Origin of the sequence: Corynebacterium sp. FDAARGOS 1242 (assembly GCF_016889985.1) — a bacterium.
Lineage (GTDB): Bacteria > Actinomycetota > Actinomycetes > Mycobacteriales > Mycobacteriaceae > Corynebacterium > Corynebacterium minutissimum_B.
Genome location: NZ_CP069568.1, coordinates 304,660 through 326,066, shown reverse-complemented (window position 1 = coordinate 326,066; position 21,407 = coordinate 304,660). Strand labels below are relative to the sequence as shown.

The 21,407-nt window shown below is 58.3% G+C and carries 17 protein-coding genes; all 17 read right to left on the bottom strand.

What is annotated here, in order from left to right; translation table 11 throughout:
- Positions 1-71 precede the first annotated feature (71 nt).
- Positions 72-860: a DegV family protein gene (locus tag I6J72_RS01555; protein WP_204099665.1), complete on the bottom strand. Its 789-nt coding sequence runs from the start codon at positions 858-860 to the stop codon at positions 72-74.
- The gene (locus I6J72_RS01550; RefSeq protein WP_204099664.1) at positions 860-1,558 is read right to left on the bottom strand and encodes a histidine phosphatase family protein; all 699 of its coding nucleotides are present in this window, start codon (positions 1,556-1,558) and stop codon (positions 860-862) included. The genes I6J72_RS01555 and I6J72_RS01550 overlap by 1 nt, the downstream gene beginning before the upstream one ends.
- Positions 1,555-2,022, bottom strand: a complete 468-nt coding sequence (rsfS, locus tag I6J72_RS01545) for a ribosome silencing factor (RefSeq protein ID WP_039676388.1) — start codon at positions 2,020-2,022, stop codon at positions 1,555-1,557. The genes I6J72_RS01550 and rsfS overlap by 4 nt, the downstream gene beginning before the upstream one ends.
- Positions 2,023-2,127: 105 nt before the next feature.
- On the bottom strand, positions 2,128-2,745 hold the full coding sequence (gene nadD / locus I6J72_RS01540) for a nicotinate-nucleotide adenylyltransferase (protein WP_204099663.1): 618 nt from the start codon (positions 2,743-2,745) through the stop codon (positions 2,128-2,130).
- Complete coding sequence (locus I6J72_RS01535) at positions 2,738-3,598, bottom strand: cutinase family protein (RefSeq protein ID WP_239107435.1); 861 nt, start codon at positions 3,596-3,598, stop codon at positions 2,738-2,740. Before I6J72_RS01535 ends, nadD begins: the two co-directional genes overlap by 8 nt.
- 10 nt (positions 3,599-3,608) lie before the next feature.
- Positions 3,609-4,514, bottom strand: coding sequence for a cutinase family protein (locus tag I6J72_RS01530; RefSeq protein ID WP_204099662.1), 906 nt, complete (start codon positions 4,512-4,514; stop codon positions 3,609-3,611).
- 212 nt (positions 4,515-4,726) lie between these two features.
- Entirely contained in the window at positions 4,727-5,995 is a 1,269-nt protein-coding gene (locus I6J72_RS01525; protein WP_204099661.1) for a glutamate-5-semialdehyde dehydrogenase, read from the bottom strand.
- Between the two features lie 33 nt (positions 5,996-6,028).
- Positions 6,029-6,187 carry a hypothetical protein gene (locus I6J72_RS01520; RefSeq protein ID WP_181815391.1) on the bottom strand — a complete coding sequence of 53 codons (159 nt, stop codon included), beginning with the start codon at positions 6,185-6,187 and terminating at the stop codon, positions 6,029-6,031.
- A gap of 133 nt (positions 6,188-6,320) precedes the next feature.
- Positions 6,321-7,226: a D-isomer specific 2-hydroxyacid dehydrogenase family protein gene (locus I6J72_RS01515; protein ID WP_204099660.1), complete on the bottom strand. Its 906-nt coding sequence runs from the start codon at positions 7,224-7,226 to the stop codon at positions 6,321-6,323.
- Between the two features lie 12 nt (positions 7,227-7,238).
- On the bottom strand, positions 7,239-7,541 hold the full coding sequence (locus tag I6J72_RS01510) for a hypothetical protein (RefSeq protein ID WP_204100536.1): 303 nt from the start codon (positions 7,539-7,541) through the stop codon (positions 7,239-7,241).
- Complete coding sequence (proB, locus tag I6J72_RS01505) at positions 7,541-8,701, bottom strand: glutamate 5-kinase (protein WP_239107550.1); 1,161 nt, start codon at positions 8,699-8,701, stop codon at positions 7,541-7,543. Before proB ends, I6J72_RS01510 begins: the two co-directional genes overlap by 1 nt.
- Before the next feature lie 91 nt (positions 8,702-8,792).
- Positions 8,793-10,319 (bottom strand): GTPase ObgE, encoded by a 1,527-nt coding sequence (gene obgE, locus I6J72_RS01500; protein ID WP_204099658.1) that lies wholly within the window; start codon positions 10,317-10,319, stop codon positions 8,793-8,795.
- Positions 10,320-10,387: 68 nt separating this feature from the next.
- Positions 10,388-11,224 (bottom strand): class C sortase, encoded by an 837-nt coding sequence (locus I6J72_RS01495; RefSeq protein WP_204099657.1) that lies wholly within the window; start codon positions 11,222-11,224, stop codon positions 10,388-10,390.
- Complete coding sequence (locus I6J72_RS01490; protein ID WP_204099656.1) at positions 11,205-17,213, bottom strand: DUF5979 domain-containing protein; 6,009 nt, start codon at positions 17,211-17,213, stop codon at positions 11,205-11,207. The genes I6J72_RS01495 and I6J72_RS01490 overlap by 20 nt, the downstream gene beginning before the upstream one ends.
- A 53-nt stretch (positions 17,214-17,266) precedes the next feature.
- Complete coding sequence (locus I6J72_RS01485) at positions 17,267-18,688, bottom strand: isopeptide-forming domain-containing fimbrial protein (RefSeq protein WP_204099655.1); 1,422 nt, start codon at positions 18,686-18,688, stop codon at positions 17,267-17,269.
- An 11-nt stretch (positions 18,689-18,699) separates the two neighbouring features.
- A complete protein-coding gene (locus I6J72_RS01480; RefSeq protein ID WP_204099654.1) occupies positions 18,700-19,551 on the bottom strand; it encodes a class C sortase in 852 nt (283 codons plus the stop codon).
- A gap of 30 nt (positions 19,552-19,581) precedes the next feature.
- Positions 19,582-21,186: a SpaH/EbpB family LPXTG-anchored major pilin gene (locus I6J72_RS01475; protein WP_070669517.1), complete on the bottom strand. Its 1,605-nt coding sequence runs from the start codon at positions 21,184-21,186 to the stop codon at positions 19,582-19,584.
- Between the last annotated feature and the right edge of the window lie 221 nt (positions 21,187-21,407).

Below are 21,407 nucleotides of genomic sequence, written 5' to 3'. Positions count from 1 at the left end.
ACGCAGCACCTACCCCCTCCGTCGAGGGCTTAGGCCGCAACCTGTGGATAACTTGTTGAATGCGTCAACTATCAGCTGAAAACGACGGAGACGCCGATGGCTCCGGGGCCGACGTGGACCGAGAGGACGTCGGTAAGCGCAACGCGCATAAACGATGACTCCGGCAGCGCCATACGCAGCAGCTCCTCGAGGCGGCGCGCGGAGCCCTCATCGTCGTTGTACTGCACCGCAACGAACGCGGGCTTGCCCTCCGCGCGGGAGGCCACCAAGTCCACGAGCTTGGTAAAAGCCTTGGTCTGCGTGCGGGTTTTGCCCACCATCTCCAGCTTTCCTGCCTGCACCGCCATGATGGGCTTGGTCGCGAGCAGGGCTGTGGACAACATCGCCGTCGCGGCCGACATGCGCCCAGAGCGGCGAAGGTCATCGATGGAGTCGAGATAGACCCACGTGTGCCCGCGCTCCAGCGTGTTGATGGCCGCGGCGTAGCACTCCTTCAGAGACGCACCTTCCTGGGCAAGCTTTGCAGCGGTCATGGCCGCCGCGCCCATGGCCATGCCGGCGGTTCCAGAGTCGATGACGCGGACGGTGTCAGGGAAGACGCCCGAGGCCGTCACCGCCGCCGACCACGTCGAGGACAGCTCCTTGGACAGGTGGATGGCTAACACGCCGTCGTCACCGGAGCGCTCCATCTCGCGGCCGTAGAGGGCGGCAAGCTCAAGCGCGGTGAGGCCGGAAGTAGACAGCTCAGCACCGTCTTTGCCGTGGCTCTCCATGACGTGGAGATCCACCACGGTGATGCCTAGCTCCTCCACGATGTTCTCGGGTAGCCCCGCGGCGGAGTCGGTAACGACGCGAATCACTAGACGTCCGCTCCCGCGCCGCCCACGACGGCACCGCCCATGTTCCAGCCGTCGAAGTACCACTGCGCGCGGTCCACGTTCTCCGGGGTAAATTCCAACGGGGACAGCGGCTGGGAAGCATCGAATTCGGGGCGGGCGGTCAGCTGCGACCAATGGGTATTCTTCAGCCCGGAAAGGATGCCGTACTGGTGGTGATCCAGGCCCAGTAAGTGGCAGGTCAACGCGGAAATGGCGCCGCCGTGCGCGACGACGAGGACCGCACCCTCGTCCCATTCGGGGTGGGCGCGCATCAGCTCATCGATGACAGGGCGGGCGCGGGTGGCCACATCCACGCGGCTTTCTCCCTGCGGCGGGGCCCAGGTGGGGTCGTGGCGCCAGATGGCGCGCGCACCAGGGTACTGCTCGTCGACTTCGGCGGAGGTCATGCCTTGCCAGTCACCGAGGTGGGTTTCGCGCAGGCGCTTATCGACGTCCACCTTAATCCCCAGCTTTTCCCCAATCACTGCCGCGGTATCACGGGCACGGATGAGGTCGGAGGAGACGATAGCCGTGATCTGTTTGTCCACGAGGAGGTCCGCGGCGGCGCGGGCTTGGGAAAGGCCGACCTCAGAAAGCTCGGTGTCGAGGTGCCCCTGCATCCGGCCGGTGGCGTTGTAGGTGGTTTGACCGTGGCGGATGAGGAGGAGGCGGCGCGTCATAATTCGTCGTCTTCCGGCTCCGGCTGGGCCAGTGGAATCTCTTCGATGGACTCGACGTCGCGCGGATTGACTTCGGTGGACCACTCGCCTGGGCGCTCTGGAGTCTCGAGACCGGGGATCTCAAGGAGCGGGCAGTCGTGGTAGAGGCGGTCGAGACCGTAGAACTCGCGTTGGTCGTTGCGCTGAACGTGAACGACAATGGGGCCATAATCAAGCAGAACCCAGCGGTTTTCGCGGTTGCCCTCGCGGCGCTTAGGCTCAAAGCCCTTCTTGGTCAGCTCGTCTTCGACTTCCTCGACGATGGACCCCACCTGGCGCTCGGTATCGGCAGAGGCCAAGACAAAGACCTCGGTGATGGCGAGCACGTCGGAGACATCAATGGCTGCAATGTTGGTGGCCAACTTTTCATCCGCAGCCAGGGCAGCGGTTTCCGCCATGAGGCGTGCTTCATCAGTAATCGACATGACTATCCCTACACAACGCGTACAGTACTAAGACCTCTAGTCTTACACGCCGAGAACCTATTTTCCTAGTCAACCGCCGTGGCCATCCCCACGCCCCGACGATTCCTAGAGAGGCTTTTCCGGATGCGGGCTGTAGAGGTGATTCTTAGCGATGTACTGCACCACCCCATCCGGCACCAAGTACCACACCGGCTGGCCCTGCTGGGCGCGGGCGCGGCAATCGGTGGAGGAAATCGCCATGGCGGGGATTTCGATGAGCTCGATATCGTCTTGGGATTCGAGCGGCAGCATGTCTTTGCTGAGTTCGTAGCCGGGGCGGGTCACGCCAACAAAGTGCGCCATTTCCAGCATCTCTTCCCAATCACGCCAGCTCATGATGGAGGCCAGCGAGTCGGCACCAGTAATGAAGAAAAGCTCCGCATCCGGGAAAATAGCGCGCAGGTCACGCAACGTATCGATGGTGTAGGTCGGGCCTTCGCGGTCAATGTCCACGCGGGAGACTGTGAAACGCGGGTTGGATGCGGTGGCCACCATGGTCATGAGGTAGCGGTGCTCAGCGGCGGTGACCTTTTTGTCCGCCTTCTGCCAGGGCTGGCCGGTGGGCACGAAGACCACTGTGTCAAGGCGGAAGCGGTGGGCTACTTCACTGGCGGCCACGAGGTGACCGTTGTGGATGGGATCAAACGTGCCACCCATGATGCCGATGCGTTGCGGACTAGTCATGGCTGGTGAGTATACCGGCCACGGCGTCGATGACCTGCACGTCCTGCCCGGAGAGTTCCCCTAAGAAATAAGACGCGTGACGCTCAGCCTTGGTGGCCAAGGCATCGCCGGCGGCACCGAGGGTGAAGTCACAAACAAAATCGCCATCCAGACAATAATCAACGTAGCGCGTTACCGGCAGCCCGGCACGGTTCTGCGCCCACGGGACCTGGTGCAGAGGGTTGCCAAAGGTGAGCACGGCATGCAGGCGCCCGGTGTCAGCGAGGTAGCCCTCGACACTCGTCGCGACCAGCGCTCCCTGCGAATAACCGGCGGCTACCCACCGCGGGTGGCAGTCGGTGGCGGCCTCATAGTCGTCTACCACCTTCGGGGCATTGCGGGCACCGGTGCGCAGACTATCAACGGCTCCGAATGTCACTGAATAGGCCAGCTCCCCAAGAGAGTGCTGCTGGAGAACTCCAAACGCTCGCTGGACGAGCTGCAGCGGGCCTAAGTCCTCACCTTCCTGCGCCAAGGGAGGAAGGTTCATGGCGGCGGGATAAGAGTCCGGATCGAGCGCTAGCACATAGACGCCATCCATAGCGCCCGGGTGGCGCTGCTCTAACTGGTGGAACAGAGCCGCGAAGTTACGGCCCTCAAAGCCAGTGGACTCTGGGGCCTTCGCGGAGTAGCGCTGCGGCCCGACGTACTCGCCCTGCTCCTCATTTTGATCCGAACCACGGGCGACGAGGACCACGGTGCTCGGGCAAGTTTCTACGTCGCCGACGGCTGCGGCCGTCGGCGTGTTTAGAAAGGACGCTGCTGTGACCAACGCGGCAGCGCTACACGTCAGGGCAGGAGAAGAAAGCTTCACCCTACTTTATCTAGCGGAACCGAGCGCCATCGACCATTCGGCCAATGGAATCGTAAACTTGGCCATCCCACTGGTGAGGAGTGAAAAAGTACTGGCCATGGGAACCGCCGGTGGGTTCCGCGGCGTAGAGGGTGCCCACGGAGAGGTCGCACACAGCGTCGAGCGGCAGGCAGTAATCAACGCGGTTGCCGGTAGCGCGCGGGTAGGGCATGAAGCCCATCGGGCCGCCTGCGCCCTTGGTATTGCCCACCACAGATGGATCGTTCTTGCGGGTCAGCGGGTTGCCGAAGGTAACGACGCCGGCGAGCTGACCACGGTTCGCCAGTTCCTTCTCGTGGCTAGCGATCACCATCGCGCCCTGGGAATAGCCGGAAAGGATGTACTGCGGATGGCAGCCGGTGGCACCTTCGTAATCGTTGATGGCACTCATGACACCACGCTTGCCGGTCTGCACGGAGTGTGAGAACTGATCCAAGGCCGATACCGCAGTGTTCATGACTGGCTTTGCGTACTGCAGAACCACGCCGAGCGCCTGCGCCGCGGTGGTAGGCAGGCCCACGTTCGGCACTGTGTACTCCGGGTACGTCGCTGGGTAGTACTTGGGTTCCAGACCGAGGACGTAGACGTCCTTCATCATCGAGTTGCCACCGTGGGTGGCCTGGTAGTGCGATTCGGCATTGCGCAGCATGGCGCGGATGGATTCGCCTTCCCACCCATTGGAGGCACGGCCTCCCTGGTTGGAATACTGCGTCGGGTAGATCTGGCTGTTTTGACCGGAGCCACGAGCGGCCACGAAGACCACTGCGGGGCAGTGCTCATCGGCGTGGGCGGCGGGCGCGGTTACGGCCTGGGGAATGACAAGGGCAGACACTGCCATGACGGCGGCGGCCACGGAGAAAGCAATGCGGGACAGCATAAGAGGAAGGCACCAATCAGTTCTTTGTTATTACCGCGCTATAGATTACTCAGGACTTCACCACCGTGCAGCACGAACCCCCACGCAAGGCAGACAATCTACTCGAAAAGTTTTCGAGTAGATTGTTTTGCGCAGGTCAGGCTCGAAAAATTCCTTTCGAGTAGCTTTCGAGTAGCTTTCGAGTAGCTTTCGAGTAGCTTTTCTAGCTGTCCTTAGGGGCGGGTCTGACCGGTGCCCTGAAGGATCCACTTGGTGGAAGTCAGCTCCGGCAGGGCCATCGGGCCGCGCGCATGCAGCTTCTGGGTGGAGATGCCAATTTCGGCGCCCATGCCGTAGACCTCGCCATCGGTAAACGCGGTGGAGGCGTTGAGCATCACGGCGGCTGCGTCGACCTCGTTGGCAAAGGTCATGAGTACATCGGCGTCCTGGGCGGCAATGGCCTCGGTGTGGCCCGTAGTGTATTCGGCAATGTGCGCGATGGCACCATCAACACCGTCGACGACCTTGGCGCAGATATCCATGGAGAGGAATTCTTCGCGCCACTCGTCATCGGTAGCCTCCACGGCATCCTTGACGCCAAAGGCCTCGAGTTCCTTCACATCACCGTGAATGGTGATCCCTGCTTCCTGGAGGGAGGTGATGATGCGGAGCTTGGAGGCGTCGTCCAGCGCGGCGTCGATCAGCACGCCTTCCGTGGCATTGCAGACGGACGTGCGGCGGGTCTTGCCGTTGACCACCATGTCGATGGCCTTGTCCAGGTCAGCCGAAGCGTCGACGTAAAAGTGGCAATTGCCGGTGCCGGTCTCAATGGCGGGAACAGTAGCGTTTTCCACCACGGCGTTAATGAGGCGGGCGCCGCCACGCGGGATGACCAGATCAACGAGGCCACGAGCGGTGATGAGATCCTGCACGGAATCGTGGGTCTCACAGGGCAGAAGCTGCACGCCCTCGCGCGGCAGATCGAACTCCACGAGGGTGTCCTGAAGAAGTTCGACGAGCTTGGCGTTGGAGTTCTTCGCGGACTTGGAACCGCGCAGCAGCGGCACGTTGCCGGACTTTAGGGCCAAACCGAAAGCGTCCACGGTGACGTTCGGACGGGCCTCGTAGACCATGCCCATCACGCCGAGTGGTACGCGCACCTGCTTCATCTGGATGCCGTTATCCATGGTGCGGCCCTGCAGGATCTCCCCTACCGGGTCCTGGAGGGAGGCTACCTGGCGCAAGCCGCCGGCAATGCCCTCGATGCGGGCAGCGTCAAGCGAAAGACGGTCAATGAGGGATTCGGACATGCCGTTGTCGCGGCCAGCCTCGATATCAAGCTGGTTGGCAGCAAGAATGTCCTCGGTGTGCGCGATGAGGTTCTCCGCGGCTCGGTTGAGGATCTCATTCTTGCGCGGAGTGGGCAGCTGCGCGAACTGCGGCGCCACCGCCTTGGCGGCGCGGGCTTTGGACAGAACTTCTTCACGTTCGGTGGTGCTCATGCCATACCAACGTACGGAAGAAGCGCGGGTCCGTCAGGGTTTTCTTGTGAAATAGACCAAGCACCCCACCAGCGCGAAGACAGGGAAGACGAGCCAGGCCTGCGACCAGTGCGCAAGGAAGTGGAGCAGGAGGAATGCGAGGACTGCAAGGATGCCGACGATGACGAAGATATTGCCGCTTCTTTTATTCATAAAACGGAATATACAACGATTCATTACTATGTGCAGCGCACGAGGGGTTTAACCCCCAATTTCGCGGCGGCTCTCGGAGGCAGCAAGGAGCAGATTAGAACTACTGACCGATTTCTCTTTCAGGATCGTAAATCTAATATCCGGCGTGCGGATCAACGAGGGTGGGCAGCTGCTTCCCCGCCGCGAAAGCGGTAGCCACTTTAATGGTGTGCGCTCCGATCTTTTCGCGCACTGAGCGCTGCGTGTTGGCAATGTGTGGGGTGATAACCACGCGCTTGTCCTGCCACAGCGGGTGATCCTCCGGGAGCGGCTCTGGGTCAGTGACGTCGAGTGCCGCACCGGCGATCTCCCCTGCTTCGAGTGCCGTGACGAGGTCCTCGGTTTTAATGAGCGGTCCGCGTCCCACGTTGACCACCACAGCATGCTCCGGCATCTGCTTGAACGCTTCCGCATTCACCATGTGGCGGGTCTCCGGGGTCAGCGGAGCGATAAGGACGAAGTAGTCTGCTTTCGGCCAAACCTTCTCCACCTGGGAAATGGGGTAGGTCTCATCTGCTCCTTCGACCGGGTTGCCGGAACGGTTGACCGCGATGATGCGCGGTCCGAAGCCGGACAACATGCTAATCAGCCGCTTGCCAATGCCGCCGGCACCAATGATGGCCACCGTCTTATCGTCATACAGGTACGAAGTGTGGGCCTCCATGTCCGCATAGGAGTCGAAGGTGCCGTTGACGCGACGGTGTGCATGCAGCTGCGCCAAAAGCAACGCGATGGTGGATTCCGCCACCGTGTTGTCATAGACTCCGGCCGCATTCGACCACGGCACCGTACTGTCCTTCATCGCCTCGAGGACGTGGTCGACGCCAGCCGAGGGGATCTGGACGAAGCCAATGTTGTCAGGGAGTGGGTCCGGGAAATCAGTGCCGTCACCGGTGTAGATGAGGAAGGAGGCGTCGGAAAGCGCGGTGCGCTCAAACCCGGCGGCGTCGAGCACCGCGATGGTTTCCTCCCACGGCTTCGGTTCAATGGCGTACTTCATGCATGTCCTCCACTAGTATCCGGCGTCTGGGTCGAGGCGCGTGGGCATCGGTTCACCGCGCTCCCACGCGGCGGCGTTGGCGGTGAAGATAGCACCCATGTGGTGCTCGGCCACCTGAAAAGATGCGCCCATATGGGGCGTCATTGTGGCATTAGGCAGGTCATACAGCGGGTGACCTTCCGGCACCGCAGCCGAGTCCGAGGAGGTGTTGACGCAGACCTCGGCCTCGGCGAGGCTTTCCACTCGTTTATGCCCCGCGGCGTCGATGTCCTGCACTGTTGGCGCCCACACATCGGGGCCCATGAAATAACGCATTAAATTCGGGATGCGAAATTAGACAGGTAATCCGCGTGGACAACGGGACGGCGCATATCCTCCGGCAGCTCCTCGGTGTGCTTGCCCAGCAGGTCACGCAGCGTGGCGGAGTCGTAGCCCACCTCACCACGACCGATGACCTGGCCCTTCGGGCCCATGATGTCGACGATCTCGCCGGCACTGAACTCACCCTTGATGTCCGTGATTCCCACGGCCAGCAGGGAGTTTCCGCCGCGCACCACGGCTTCCATGGCGCCCTCATCTAGGCGCAAGGAGCCGCCAGTATCTGCGCAATACAAAGCCCAGAACTTCCACGCGGAGAGGCGGCGCTCCTCGCGGGTGTGGAAGACGGTGCCCACGGAGGCGTCGTCAAGCGCCTGCCCAATATTGTCCGTCGAAGTCAACAGCACCGGGATGCCGCCGCGGGTGGCCAGGCGGGCGGCGGAGACCTTCGTGGCCATGCCGCCGGTGCCGACCTTGCCACCATCACCAGCGACAACTGCCTTGAGGTCCTTACCGGTGCGCACCTCTTCGACGAACGTTGCGTCCGGCTCCGCCGGGTTCTTGTCATAGAGGCCATCCACGTCGGAGAACAGGAAGAGCGCGTCCGCGCCGACAAGGTTGGCCACGAGCGCGGAGAGACGGTCGTTATCGCCGAAGTGCATCTCGGAGGTCGCCACGGTGTCATTCTCATTCACAATCGGCACCGTACGCATCTGACGCAGCCGGTCAATGGTGCGCTGGGCATTGCGGGCGCGATCGCGCTTGCCGACGTCCGACGCGGTCAACAACACCTGCCCAATCGTACGGTTGTAGCGGGCGAAGGACACACCCCACTCATAGGCCAAGTGGACCTGCCCCACTGCGGCGGCTGCCTGCTTGGTAGCCAGGTCTGTGGGACGCGTAGTCAGGCCGAGTGGGCCCATACCTGCAGCTACGGCACCCGAAGACACGATGATGATGTCGGAGACATGCATACGCGCGCACACGGCATCCACGATCTTGTCGATCTTCTCCGTGGACGTGACAAAGTCATCACGGGTCAGCGAGGATGAGCCAATTTTGATGACGATGCGTTTGGCTTCAGAAATCTGCTCACGCAACGGTGAGGAGAACCCGCTGGATTTTTCCGAAAGAGCGGGCGCTGCCGGATACTCCATGTCCGGGGTTGGCCCCTCGAAAGGTTCGAGAGGGAGAGGATAGTCGAGCTGGTTGTCGTTTTCGGATGACATACCAGCTCAGTATACCGGGCTAGCCCTGCCAGCGATCGCGGTTCGCGGACTCGCGGGTGACTTCCTCATCCACGCCATAGTCGAACTCATCCACCAAACCGCGGCGCGCTTGGGAGGCTCGCTTACGCTCGGCGGCGGACACACGGTTGGCGCCCATGAGGCGGCCATCCTGACCGCGACCAGCATCGGTGGCGCGTCCGCCGGCCATCGGCTCGTACTCGAAGGTGATATCCCCGATGGTCACCGGGCAGCCTTCCTCCGCGCCCATCTTGTGCAACTCCGCCTCCACGCCGGCCTTGGCCAAGCGGTCCGCGAGGTAGCCCACGGCCTCGTCGTTCTCGAAATCCGTCTGGCGGATCCAGCGGTCGATCTTCTCGCCTTCGACGATGAAGCCGCCCTCCACCTCGGGGTCCTTGGTGATGGTGAAGTCGGCGAAGCGGCCCTTTTTCTTAGCAACAGATTTCGGCTGAATGATGGTGTGCGCTTTATCCGCCTTAGCCTTCGGCTGGGACTTGCGGTGCTCGTTGACCATCTCCATGAGTTTGTACTTGAGCGGGTCCAAGCCCTTGCGCGCTACGGCCGAGATGACAAACACGGGCCAACCGAATTTCTCTTCAAGGTCCTCTTTAACGAACTCAGCGAGTTCCTCTGCCTCCGGTACATCGGCCTTGTTGAGGATGATGACGCGGGGGCGCTCGCGCAAGTCCCCGAGGCCGGTGTCCTGATCCAGCAGCTCTTGGTACTTGGCTAGCTCGGTCTCGAGCGCTTCAATATCGGATACTGGGTCACGGCCCGGCTCAATCGAGGCGGTATCCACCACATGGGCGAGTACCGCGGTGCGCTCGATGTGGCGCAAAAAGTCCAAGCCGAGCCCCTTGCCTTCGGCCGCTCCCGGGATAAGCCCTGGGACGTCCGCCATGGTGAAAGACTCATGCCCCATATCCACCACACCCAGGTTGGGCTGGAGGGTGGTGAAGGGGTAATCACCGATTTTTGGCTTGGCTGCCGAAAGCACCGAAATCAGCGAGGACTTACCTGCCGAGGGGAAGCCCACCAGTCCCACATCTGCCATTGATTTTAGCTCCAGCACCAGTTCACGGGCCTCGCCGGGTTCTCCCTGCAGTGCGAATCCGGGTGCCTTTCGGGAAGCGGAAGCCAAAGCTGCATTGCCTAGACCACCGAAGCCACCTTCAGCTGCCACGAATCGGGTTCCTGGCACCGTCAAGTCTGCGAGCATGTCGCCGTCCTCGGTGTAGACAACTGTGCCCACTGGTACTTCGAGAATGAGGTCCTTGCCACGTGCACCATTGCGCATATCGCCGGCACCGTTGCCGCCGCGCTCGGACTTGATGTGCGGGCGGTAATGAAAGTCCATCAGAGTGTGGATCTGGGAGGAGACCTCAAGAAGGATGTCTCCGCCGTGGCCGCCATTGCCGCCATCGGGACCGCCGAGCGGCTTAAACTTTTCACGGTGGACGGACACGCAGCCATGGCCGCCGTCGCCTGCCTGCAGGTGCAATACCACTCGGTCAATGAATCGTGCCATGCTCGCTACTCTCCCAACTGGCCGTTACCAGTTGTCGAATCGACTCTGTATTCAATGTCTAAAGGTAGTCAGTCTACTCGCTGTCTACGCGCCTTCCTGTGGCGCCGCTCATTCCACCACACGATCGCCAGCACTGCGGCGATGAGGAGAAGCGCTAAAATCATCCACCACGATAGCTTAGGTTGCCAGCCAGTTTCTTGCTCTGCCTGCGTGTTCACTCTTTCCGCATGCACGAGCAGGCGATCTGTATTGATGCCATAGGGCGTGCAGGTAATAAGCGTGAGCTTGTCTTTGCCCGCTTCATACGTCACAGCTTCATAGTCTTCGGGCTTGACCACCTCACGGCCAGTAACTTTATAGGTGAGCGTTTCCCCCATGACGTCAACAGTCACGGTCTCACCATCCCGCAAGCGGGGAAGATTATCAAACATTGAGGCGTTAACCATTCCGGTATGCGCAGAAATCACCGCATTGGTTCCGGGGCCGCCAACAGGAAGCGAGGAACCGAACATGTGGCCAGCCCCGCTATACAAAACTGAAGAGGCTGTGGTGTGAAAGACCGGCAGATCCACACCGATGGAGGCAATGCGCAAACGGGCTATTACTCCACCCGTCTCCGGAGCGTTGAGGGTATCTAAGTAACGCTCGAAGCCAGGTGAGTCGGGCGTCGGTGGATAAGCGTGGTGCCCTTGCTGCGCCAGCCAGTCGTTATACTCATGCGCTGCATGAATGTAGAGTTGGCGCTGCGTTGGCGGGTCGATGTCACGCACCGACCGGCCATATGACTCCGCTTGCTGGTGCAGTTGATAGTCGTTGTACTGCGTAGCAACAATGGGATACAGCAGAATGAGGATTCCGGCGACGATGAGCCAGAAGGAACGGCGCTTATTCTTCCGCTTCGTCATCGTCCTCCCTGTTGCGCATGTATATCCATAGACCCAGAGCCAATACTGCAAGACCTAAGACCAGCACCCATACCAACGTCTGTATGCCAGTATCCGGCAACATCGCGGCCAACAGGCCGCTCAAGCGCAGCGCCCCATAAGTATCAGAAGCCGATACCTGGGATGACGGTGCTGCGTCAGATTCACCAGCGTAAGCGTCTGCGGTGACCGTTACCGTTCCCTTATAGCTAAAGGCTGTGTCTGTGTTCTGGTCTATCACCACATCAAAAGAGCAACTCCGCTTCTCCCCCGCGGCTAGCCGGCCGCCGTCACCCAAATTGCATACGCCGACCGGTATGAGGCCGTTATTGTTGATCACATACTCTTCACCAGCGCTATCGCGAACTGTAAAACCAGCTAGCTCGGGCTCCTTGACCAAGAAGTTGCCGATGTGCAGGGCACCTTCGTTCTCAACTTCATAGGTAAAGCGCATGGTCTGAGCCGAATCCGGCAGAATTGCGGTATCGGCTACTGCTCCGCTGAGCGCGCTAATCGGTGCGCCATCGATCTTCTTCTTCACCTTGAGTCCCGGGAAGGAGTTCTTCGCCGTTAATGCCCACTGCGGCCCATCCGTCGACAGATCGCTTGGGGCACTTACCGGAAGCACGTCGAAAGTCCACGTACCGCCGGCAAGGCGTCCATCAGTGTCGGTCGTGGTTCGCGCTGTTGGCGTGCCTAAACGGTCGCCAGCGCTGTCAACGGAGACAACAGCGCCTACGTGTCCTTCGGCAGTCTGCTCACGGACCGTGCACGTGCGATCTACTTCAATTCCTTGCAGCGTGTGTGATTCTCCGGATTTGAGATCGAACGATGCATCACCACAACTCGATGCGAAGCTAAAGGTCTTTCCTTCGCCTGCTGCACCAGTCGACGTCTTGGTGAAAGTGACGTCAACACGGTCTCGAAGGTGCATAGCCTCCGCACCCAGCGTCATGACCGGCTCACCGGAACGTGACTGCAATTTCGGATCAATGCGGAAGTCATAGCTGTACTTCTTCATCGCATCCGTGACCTCATCAGCGGTCAGTGAAGCAAGCTTCTTTGTCGGGTTGTGGGCATCGGGCTGTCCGCCGATCCACTTACCGAATTCCACATATGGAGTGCGCTCGGACCTGGTCGCTTCCAGTTGTACTCGTGGTTGAAGGGCCGAGGACTTGCTCAGATCCAAGGTGCAGTCATAACCGACGGGTAGTTCTACAATGGTGCCGCCAGATGGCTCGGCGGTATCGGTCACCGTGTAGGTGGAGTTAGTGCTTGCCGCAGGAATATTAAAGGACTCTTGCGTACCCGAAGGATCCTTGCATACCAAGTCATATTCGTAGTTGGCTCCATCTGCGCCACCTAGGTATCCATCCTGCATCGGAACGATGCGCACAGGCACAGTGCGGCGTTGATAAGTGTTAACAAAGTCGAAAGACTCTACGGCCGAGTCAGCTGACCCCACGCGTTGGGAAATATCCTTGGAGTTTTGGCTCCACGTCAACTCAGACGGAGTAAAAGACGGCTCAGCTTCTGTTGCCGTACACCATGCACCAGATGGCACTTCCACTTCTGGACTGGTGAACAATGGAGTGGAATCAGGGAAAGCTGCGGTATCTGCAGCTCCCAATTCCGTAGGCAGCCCCACGTTAGAAGTGGAGTAACCCACGCCTTGACACTGGTAGGAGAAGTTAAAGTTCACCGGAGGATTGGCGCTGCGCAAGAGCTTCACGTCATCAGCTTCGGCGACAATCTTCTTGGTCATCTTCACTTTAGATTTGACGAACGTGTAGTAATTCGTCAGAGTAAGCACGTTGTTCGACGTTCCATCCGCATTGTCAGCTTTGATGGAAATCGGCTGCGAGGTCGTGGTTCCTTCCGTGATCTCAGAATCAATGAAGGGCTCGGCGTCATTGCGTTGCAGGCGCCACTCCACCTTCTGCGGGATCAGATGCGTTTCGAGGGTCGGCTTGCCCTCACCCTGCGACTTCTTGAGATCCAGCTGGCCAAATTTATCACCGGTAATGGAACAGTTTGCTCCAACAGGGACATCCACAAATTGGGTGTGGCCGGGCCCCGTAATCTGCTTGACCTCAATCGGCGGCAGGTCACCGGATTCTGCGCTGGTGCCTTCAGGATCAGAGCACACCATGGTGAAGTTGTGCGTGTAATAAACACTGTCACCGCTTACGTCCGGCTGGGCCTTCTCAATGTCAATCGGGGTACTGGCAATCTTGGTGAGATCAACCTTCGCCAAGGTGCGCTTGTAGGTATTAATAAGGCTGACTGGGGAGTCTCCGTTGACGGTAAACTCCAGTGTTTTCTCTGCACGTTTACCACCAGCGGCTACTTCCTGTGTGAAGGTGATGCCCTCAGCTGCGGTGGTATCACCTTCCGTTACCCGGCATGTCGAGCCATCAGGAATATCTGTGAACTCCAACGTATGCGTATCCGTGTTCGAGGACTGCGAGGAGCTGACTTTGCCATTGTGAGACACGGTAACGCCGCCATCCGGCGGAGTGCACACTACGCTGACATCGAATTCACGCTGATATTTCACGTTCTTGCGTACCTGTGAAATGTACTGAGCGGTGTCGGCGTCGAACTGAACGTCCTTGGTAATGGTCATCTTTTTATCGGAATAATCATAAGAATGGCCGATGTTAACCACAGTCTGCGGTCCCACGGCAAAGGTTCCGGAGTCGACACCTTCTGCGGTCTCAAAAGTCTTGGAAATCTCGTCTGCCTTGAGCGTGGAATTACGGTGGATTTCGTATCCATCCCCGCGCTTGCCAGTGTCAACGTTAAGTTCCTTCAGGTGACAGTTACTGCCTTCCGGAATAGTGCTGTTAGGCACTTGGTAGGAGGACACTCCCGGCTGCATAGTAAATCGAGCATGCTCTCCCAAATCGAGTGACGTGCCATTCGATGCCACGCACGACAGGGAGTACTCGACTGGCTGGGCAAAATCGTCGATGCCGGAGGTTCGTTGCTTGATGGTCACACCATCGCCAGCAGCCTGGAAGGTATTCACGATATCGGCTTTTTCTGCAGGTTCATCCACAGCGAGCTCAATCGAACCCGCATTGGATGTCCAGTCCACTCCGCGAACGGTGTCCGGATCCTTTTCGGAGAAACGGCACGTATTGCCGTAGGGCACACGCATTACACCTGCGGGGCCGTCGTTTACCAAAGACCCCAGTGCTGAATCTGCCACGTCGGCTACGAGGTTTTTCGTTTCACTTCCCGCGATGCTGAGGGTTCCGCGCAGATCCACGTTGGTATACGCCCCGTCAGACGACTCCACATTGCGCACACCGCAGTCAAAAGAAATCTCGTAGTTCGCAGGTAGCAAGTTCGAAAGACCGAGTTGGGCGCGGACAAGCTTGCTGACGTCGACGGTAGCCAGCCTACTGACATAGTGGTTCGACACCGTCACCGTATTTTGCTTTGCGTCAGTGGTGTCATCGACCTTAAGCACCGGTGTGGTCTGTGCTTCATCGTTACTCAACGTGGTTACCTGGTCAGAGGTATTGGACGCGGTAATACGGGTACGGTCTACAACTTGGTTCTGAAACTCGGGCTGTTTCGATTCCCAGATACGGCATTCGGAACCTACGCGAGCCCCTTTAATATACTGTGCGTTACTCTCACCACTTGCTAGTTGCAGAGTTCCTTCCACCTTGCCCGCAGCCTCGTCGGGGGTTTCACACACATAGGAAACCTCGTAAACCCCATCCGTCGGTACCTTAGCCGCAGCGGGACCAATCAAGGACTTATACACCTTGACATCACGCTTTTGGAAGGAATACATCGCGTCGATGGTCACGTTGGACGCTTCTTGTGGCTGATCGGAATCGGGAAGCTTGAGTGGGTAAGCTTCGGCCTCATTCTTTTCAATAACTGTCCCATCGAGCTTCACTGTACGGCCATTGAACACGATGGTTTCGGTTTCCGAACCAGTCAAACCGGACAACGGCTTGAGCACACAATCACGCCCCAAAGGTACGGACGTAAACTGGGCTTTTCCATCGAGTTCATTGTTCCCCGAACCCGTTGTGGTCATAGTGACAATCTGTTGGTAGTTTGCGCTATCACAGGTCAATTCAAAGCGGTAGTCACGCGGGCTACCCAAATTATTCACAGCCTCACCGTGGATGTGCTTAGACACATTAAGGGTACCGGTATGTCCGTGGAAGTCGTTGCCCGCGGAAACGCTACTGATACCAGTGGCGTTTGTCGTCCCCTCGGCAAGTTTGACTTTCGCTGAAGGTGTGTTGCCGGTTCCCTGGGTCACGCCATTGCCCGACCACGTCAGTTTCAGGCTTGTACCCGGGCTGGGCTGCGCATTGTTTTCGACCAGAGTACAGGTTGCTCCCGCAGGCAAACCGGAAACCGTGTAGCTGGCGCCGTCGGCAAGCGGGCGGGAATCTGCAAGCTTGATTTCTGGATATGCTGCCTTAAAGCCGGCCGGTTCAGTACACGAATAACCAAGATCGTAAGTCCGCAGCTGGATATCTTTGTAGCTCTTAGCCGTACCGGAAACAGTCTTGCGCAGGTTAAGAGAAGACGGTTTAAACTTCGGTTTCCATGTGACCTTGCACGTCATGGGCACTGACGTTTTATTCTCCATCACCAAAGTCGAGGTTCCCGTGGCAGTATCTTTTTCCAGGGACACTCCCTTGCCCGCCGGGATACTGCCTTCCTTCACCGTGATACTCTTCGTCGCATCCGCGGGGTCGGTGCATTGCCATGTTGGCTCGTAACGGTTGAAGGCGAGGTTTCTTTGCTCGCCTTGTGCACTGGAGCGAAAAAGCATGACGTCACGGGCGGTATTTCCTAAAGAATTCACGGGATCCATCTGACGCAGTGTCTGGGTATAGGTTCCCTCGCCTTGCCACGGAACGGGTATCTCGGTGCTTCCCAGTCGAGTAGCCATGGAAAAATCGAAGCTGGTTTCCTGGCCGGTCGCCGCCTTCTCCATGGTGGTATCTACCGGAGCGACATTACCGGTCATGCGTCCCATGTTGAGCGACAGAGCAAAGGCCTGCGTCCTATAACGGGTAAACAAACCGACATCGAGCGAGGTAATCCCATCCCCGCCCAGAATGTACGTACCCGCTGGGTTTTGGAAGCTGGTGTATTCCTTGCAGTAGACGTCCTTGAAAGTATTGTCTCCGCGATTGTAGTAGCTTTCCTCACCTGGTCCCAGAATATTCTTCGGTTGCCTCGCGGGATCGCAGGCCGAAAGATGCTCAGGAGGTGTAAACCTTCGGTATAGTTCCACGTCTTGGTTCAGCTCAGGAGCATCAAAGCTCATGTTCTCGCCGTACAAGCCAGACTCGGTAGCCTCAGCATCGATGGCAGTCAGCCGGTAGTCCTTAACGTAGGTACCGGTAGCCTTGTCCTTGACCTTGATATTTCGGAACTGAACTTTAGCCATCTGGCCGGGATCCCCCAAACTGCTAGGGTTGGTGAACGTGACAGCAGGGGAAGCGCTATCACCGGCAAATGGCGAGAAATACTGCACTCCGCCAAGCTCGTTGCCGAAAACACGACCATTGACTGGGCCTGTAGAAAGGCCGAACTGATTCACATCGGTAGACCAATTGGTGCTTCCTCCGCCTACGCGTTCAGAGTATTTAAGGAGATTTACGGTATAGCTCAGTTCGTAGCGGCCCAAGTCCTTGGTTACATTCTTGGGTTTATCGGACAGACCTTCCAGCAGGCCTGCCATGTCGATCCAACACAACTGCTGAGCATACGGCGCCACCTCGCCCGTACCTTTGCGGAAAGCACATTGGCGGTACACGTTCTCGTTCGTGCTCCAGTTCCGTGAAATCTGCGCCTCGGCTTGCGCACTTGTGTGCTCTTCCCACGGAGTGTTAGGCAAAGCCAGTCCAACAACGACAACTACAGCGACAACGATCACTGCGCAGAAGCGCTTTAGCGCTGTGCTCAGAGCGGTCACGTGCACGAGAGCTCCTAAAGATTGAGGTTGGTGTAAAGGGCGGAAAGACAGCATCATGGTTTCTCACCCGCCTGGGAATCGCTATCGTCCACTTCAAGTATTGCGTCCTCAGAATCACGGCGGCGTGTGAGGAAGACGATGGCAAGAGCAATGAGCGTCAGGCCGGCCAAGATAAAGCCGATAACACTTGCACCGGTACTGGCCAGCGAGTCAATCGCTTGACGCACCGGACCTGGCTTAGTTGTGTTGCCAGAGCTCTCACTGGGTGACGTGGTGGCTTTCCCGTTCGGCTGTTGCGTGGTGGGTTCAGCGGAAGGCGAATCATTACTCGGCGGCTGCGATGAGCCTCCGGAGGAGGAAGAAGAACCTAGGCCCAACGCTGCCAGCAGGGCTGCGAAAGGCCACCACAGCTGAGATGAACTAGACCCATTGTGGTCTCCCTCCTTCTTAACGCCGACTTCAACTGTGTTGGATTTCTCCGGAGCACGCCCCACCCGACAGTCAAGAGGAGAAAGAGTTCCATCGTGTTGCTCTACGTCGGCCGTCAAACGGTAATCTGCAGCATCCGTCTGTGTCTGGTCTGGTTGCGGGACACAGTACCCATCAGGGGAAAACAGTGCGGTGTTGCGAATCGGAGACCACTCCTGGAGGTTCTTATCAACCGTGGTGAGGATGTCGAAGCGCACGGAGGTATCCGGGTTACCATCACGGCTCTGCGCAAGCTTCGATAAACCCGTCTTGTTCATCGAGAAAACCACTCGGTTATTAACCGCATCAACCGTGAAGTGCTCCCCTTCGCGCAGTTCCACGCGTCCCTGAACGTTGTTAATGCGCACGTTGCGGATCCCCACCAGTTTCAACCGGGAATCTAAGGCATCCACGACAACGTACTGATGAAGTTGCTCATTGGCGTCCCGAGGCGGGACAGAGGTAGTGATGTGGAAGACTACGTCGCTTCCCTGCGTTGCAGTGTCCGTGTTTGCTTTCTTTCCGATAACCGTAGGCTGGTTCTTCGCACGAATGAGCGCGGTCTTGTGCCCTACATAAACCAAGATAGGCGTAGCTATATCGCGGTGTTCGTTGCCGACTGCTTGATTGACTTCAGAGATTTGGTATACCCCAGGTTCCAGGTTGAAGAAAGCCGCTTTACCTTCGGCATCCGTATCTGCAAACTGGGGTGGATCCGTGCGCACGCCGGGGTCACTACTCAACAAGCGCGGGTTGTCTTGGGCGAGCTTGCCCAGATCCGTCGTAGCGTCACCTGGAACATCAATGAGCCGAACGGCCTTGAACCGTGCCTGCGTATCGGCAGGCTCTCCCTGCGCACCAGAGCCCAGAGTTTTTGCAATGACCAAGCTGGCGTTGGACTCGGCCAAAGCCGGAGCCACATGCAGCAGGCTCAGACATACGATCATGAAAACCGCGAGCACGGACGCGACGTGTCCGTTGAAGTGAGCATGGATCTTCATGAGCATATGAACTTTCGCTAACGATAAACCTCTTGGCCTTGCTGGCGCTTCTTACGGCGCCGAGCCAAGAGCCAAAGCAGGTAGGCAACAATAAAGACAACAACAGCAATGGCTACGGTCATCCACGACTGCCACGGGGGCTTGAATCCTTGGTCATAGTTGGCGGGCACATCCGTGCGCTCACCATGGACCAGTAGCCGATGGGAGTTGATGCCATACGGTGTGCAGGTGACGAGGGTGAGAAGGTCTCGCCCCTCCTCGACCTGAAGGTGTTCGATTTCTTCTGGAAGAACGGTTTCGATCCCTGTGACCTTGTAGGCTAGGACCTCACCCATAACTTCCACGGTGAACACTTCACCGGTCGTGATGTGGGTAAGGTTGTCGAACATGGTCAGGGTGGCAAGCCCCGTGTGCCCCGTGAGCACCGAATGTGTTCCCTCACCTCCCACTGGAAGTGCGGTTCCGTACAGGTGCCCTACGCCATGGGCAAGCACGCTTGTCGACGTCCCGTGGTACACCGGCAAGTCAATGCCTACGCTCGGAACTCGCACGCGGGCCATGGGGCCTGCGGTGCGCAGGATATCTAGATAATTCGTGTAAGCAGGTGAATTGACATCAACACCGTTGACCCACGGATCTGGGGCTCCGACTTCCGGCAGTTGCGCGTTATACTCCGCAGCCCGCGCGAATTCAGCGGCGCGCTCATCTTCAGACAAGCGCGACACTGAACGCGTGTATTCCTCTGCGATCTGGTGCTGCTCAATGTTCTTGTAGTACGTCACCACGACTGGGGACAAGAACACCAGCAGCGCCAGGATGAGATAAACAATGGAGCGCGGATTACGACGTCGCCTTCTGCGTTGGGTCATGCAGTGCCCCGCCTTCCCGGAAACCCCTATTTAAGCAGTGCGGGAATCCTTGTAGGAGGTGTAGATACCACGGGCCAGCAGCGCGAGACCCACAAGGAATACCAAGACGATTCCCCAGGCACCGGTAGCCGGAAGCTGACCCAAAACGGAGTTGCGCTGGTTGTCGACTTCAACGGCCAAAGTCTTAGCGGCCACGTCCACAGTGACGTGCTGCGGAACCTCGTTACGGACGAAGTTCTTCGGAGCCTTGGTCTCAAGCACACAGTAGTCCTTGGTAGTCACGCCGGTGGCAGCAGCAAAAGACTGCACCGGGATGGCATAACCCTTTGCCTCAGACTTGAGGCTTGGTGCGGTGCCCGCAGAACCGGTGGTAGTAATCGTAGTTGCTGGAGTACCTTCCGCAGTGGTCGCCATGTTCAGCGGGGAACCGAGCAGCTGCCAATTCTCGCCTTCCTTCTTGCACTGGTAGAGCTCGAACTCGGCTCCGTCAAGGGAATCGCCCTCTTTGGCATTGCCAGAAGTCTTGGTGATGGTCAGGGTACCGAACGTGGTCTTGGTGGGATTGTCCTCTACATCCGGGGTAGCCGGGTCATCACCGTTGGTATCTACCTCAGCACCGTTGGGGAGGAGGATCTTCGCGGTGTTGGTGATCTCGCCGCCTTCTGGGGCCTTAGTGATGGTGGCAGGGAACTCAACGAGAACCTTCAGGCCAGGCGCCCCCTTACGGGCTTCCTGCAACTTGGCAAGGCCCGCCTTGGTGAACTCCACCTGCAGGGTATTGGAAGCAGCATCCAGGGTGGTCGTGTAATCCTCGGCTGCCAGCGTTGCACCATTGGTGGCACCAGCAAGCGAGACCTTTACATCTTCCGGCTTGACCTCCAAAGCCTCGTTGAGCGGGTCTTGAATAATGAAGCGGGTGAGTGTGTCTGCGGGTACCGGTGCGTTGACGGTGTAGGTCAGCTGCTTGCCGATAGTCGCATCAGCATCCTTAACCTGCTTGGAGGGAACCAGGTTCTGGTTCTTCGGCTGAACGGTCTGCTCGTAGCTCCACTTACCATCCACGTCGTGTGGCAGTGTAATAAGGAAGGGCGGAGCGGTGGTGTAGCCGCCGCGATTGATCTCAGTGATCTTGTAGGCGCCGACCTTCAAGTTGTCAGTTGCCGTATCAAAGGTGACAACACCACTAGCATCGGTCTTCTTGGTCACAGCGGTAAAGTTGCCGTCAATCGGAGCATCCTCTGCAGTGAAGGCAGAGAGCTGCTTCCAACCTTCCTGCGTGGTCAAGTCCACATTGACGCGCTCAACCTTGAATTCGGTATCTGCAAGCGGGGTACTGGTATCACCCGGATCGCCAAGGTACTTGGTGATAGTCAGCTTGACGTCATGGTTGGGGTCAATGAGGGAGGCTTCCTTGGGTGTAGCAGGTCCCGGAGGAACGTCCACGCCAGACTCAGAGCCAGGTGTCGCCGCAGCTGAAGCTGAAGACGGGGCGGCTGCTTCTTCACTAGGAGAGGCAGGTGCTGCTGGAGAGGGGGTTTCGGACTGTGCAAGGGCCGGAGCGGCAAAACCCGCACCTGCGATAGAGATGGTACCGGCTGCGATAACCGCAGCGAGGCGAGTAGAGACCTTATTCATATGCTTTTCCGTTCTCTCATTAGAGGGAATTAAAGGGCACGGTCACCGCACCCTTGAGGGTATTCCAACGGAATACTACTTCGCTATCACACTTCTGACAAGCGACGGTCTGCACTTATGCCGCAACCTTCATTCATAGTTCGATACAGCTTCAAGTCCAAACACTCATAGACTGCTCCTAACGGAGCACACCGAAGCAACCACAAAACGCTGAAAGTCCT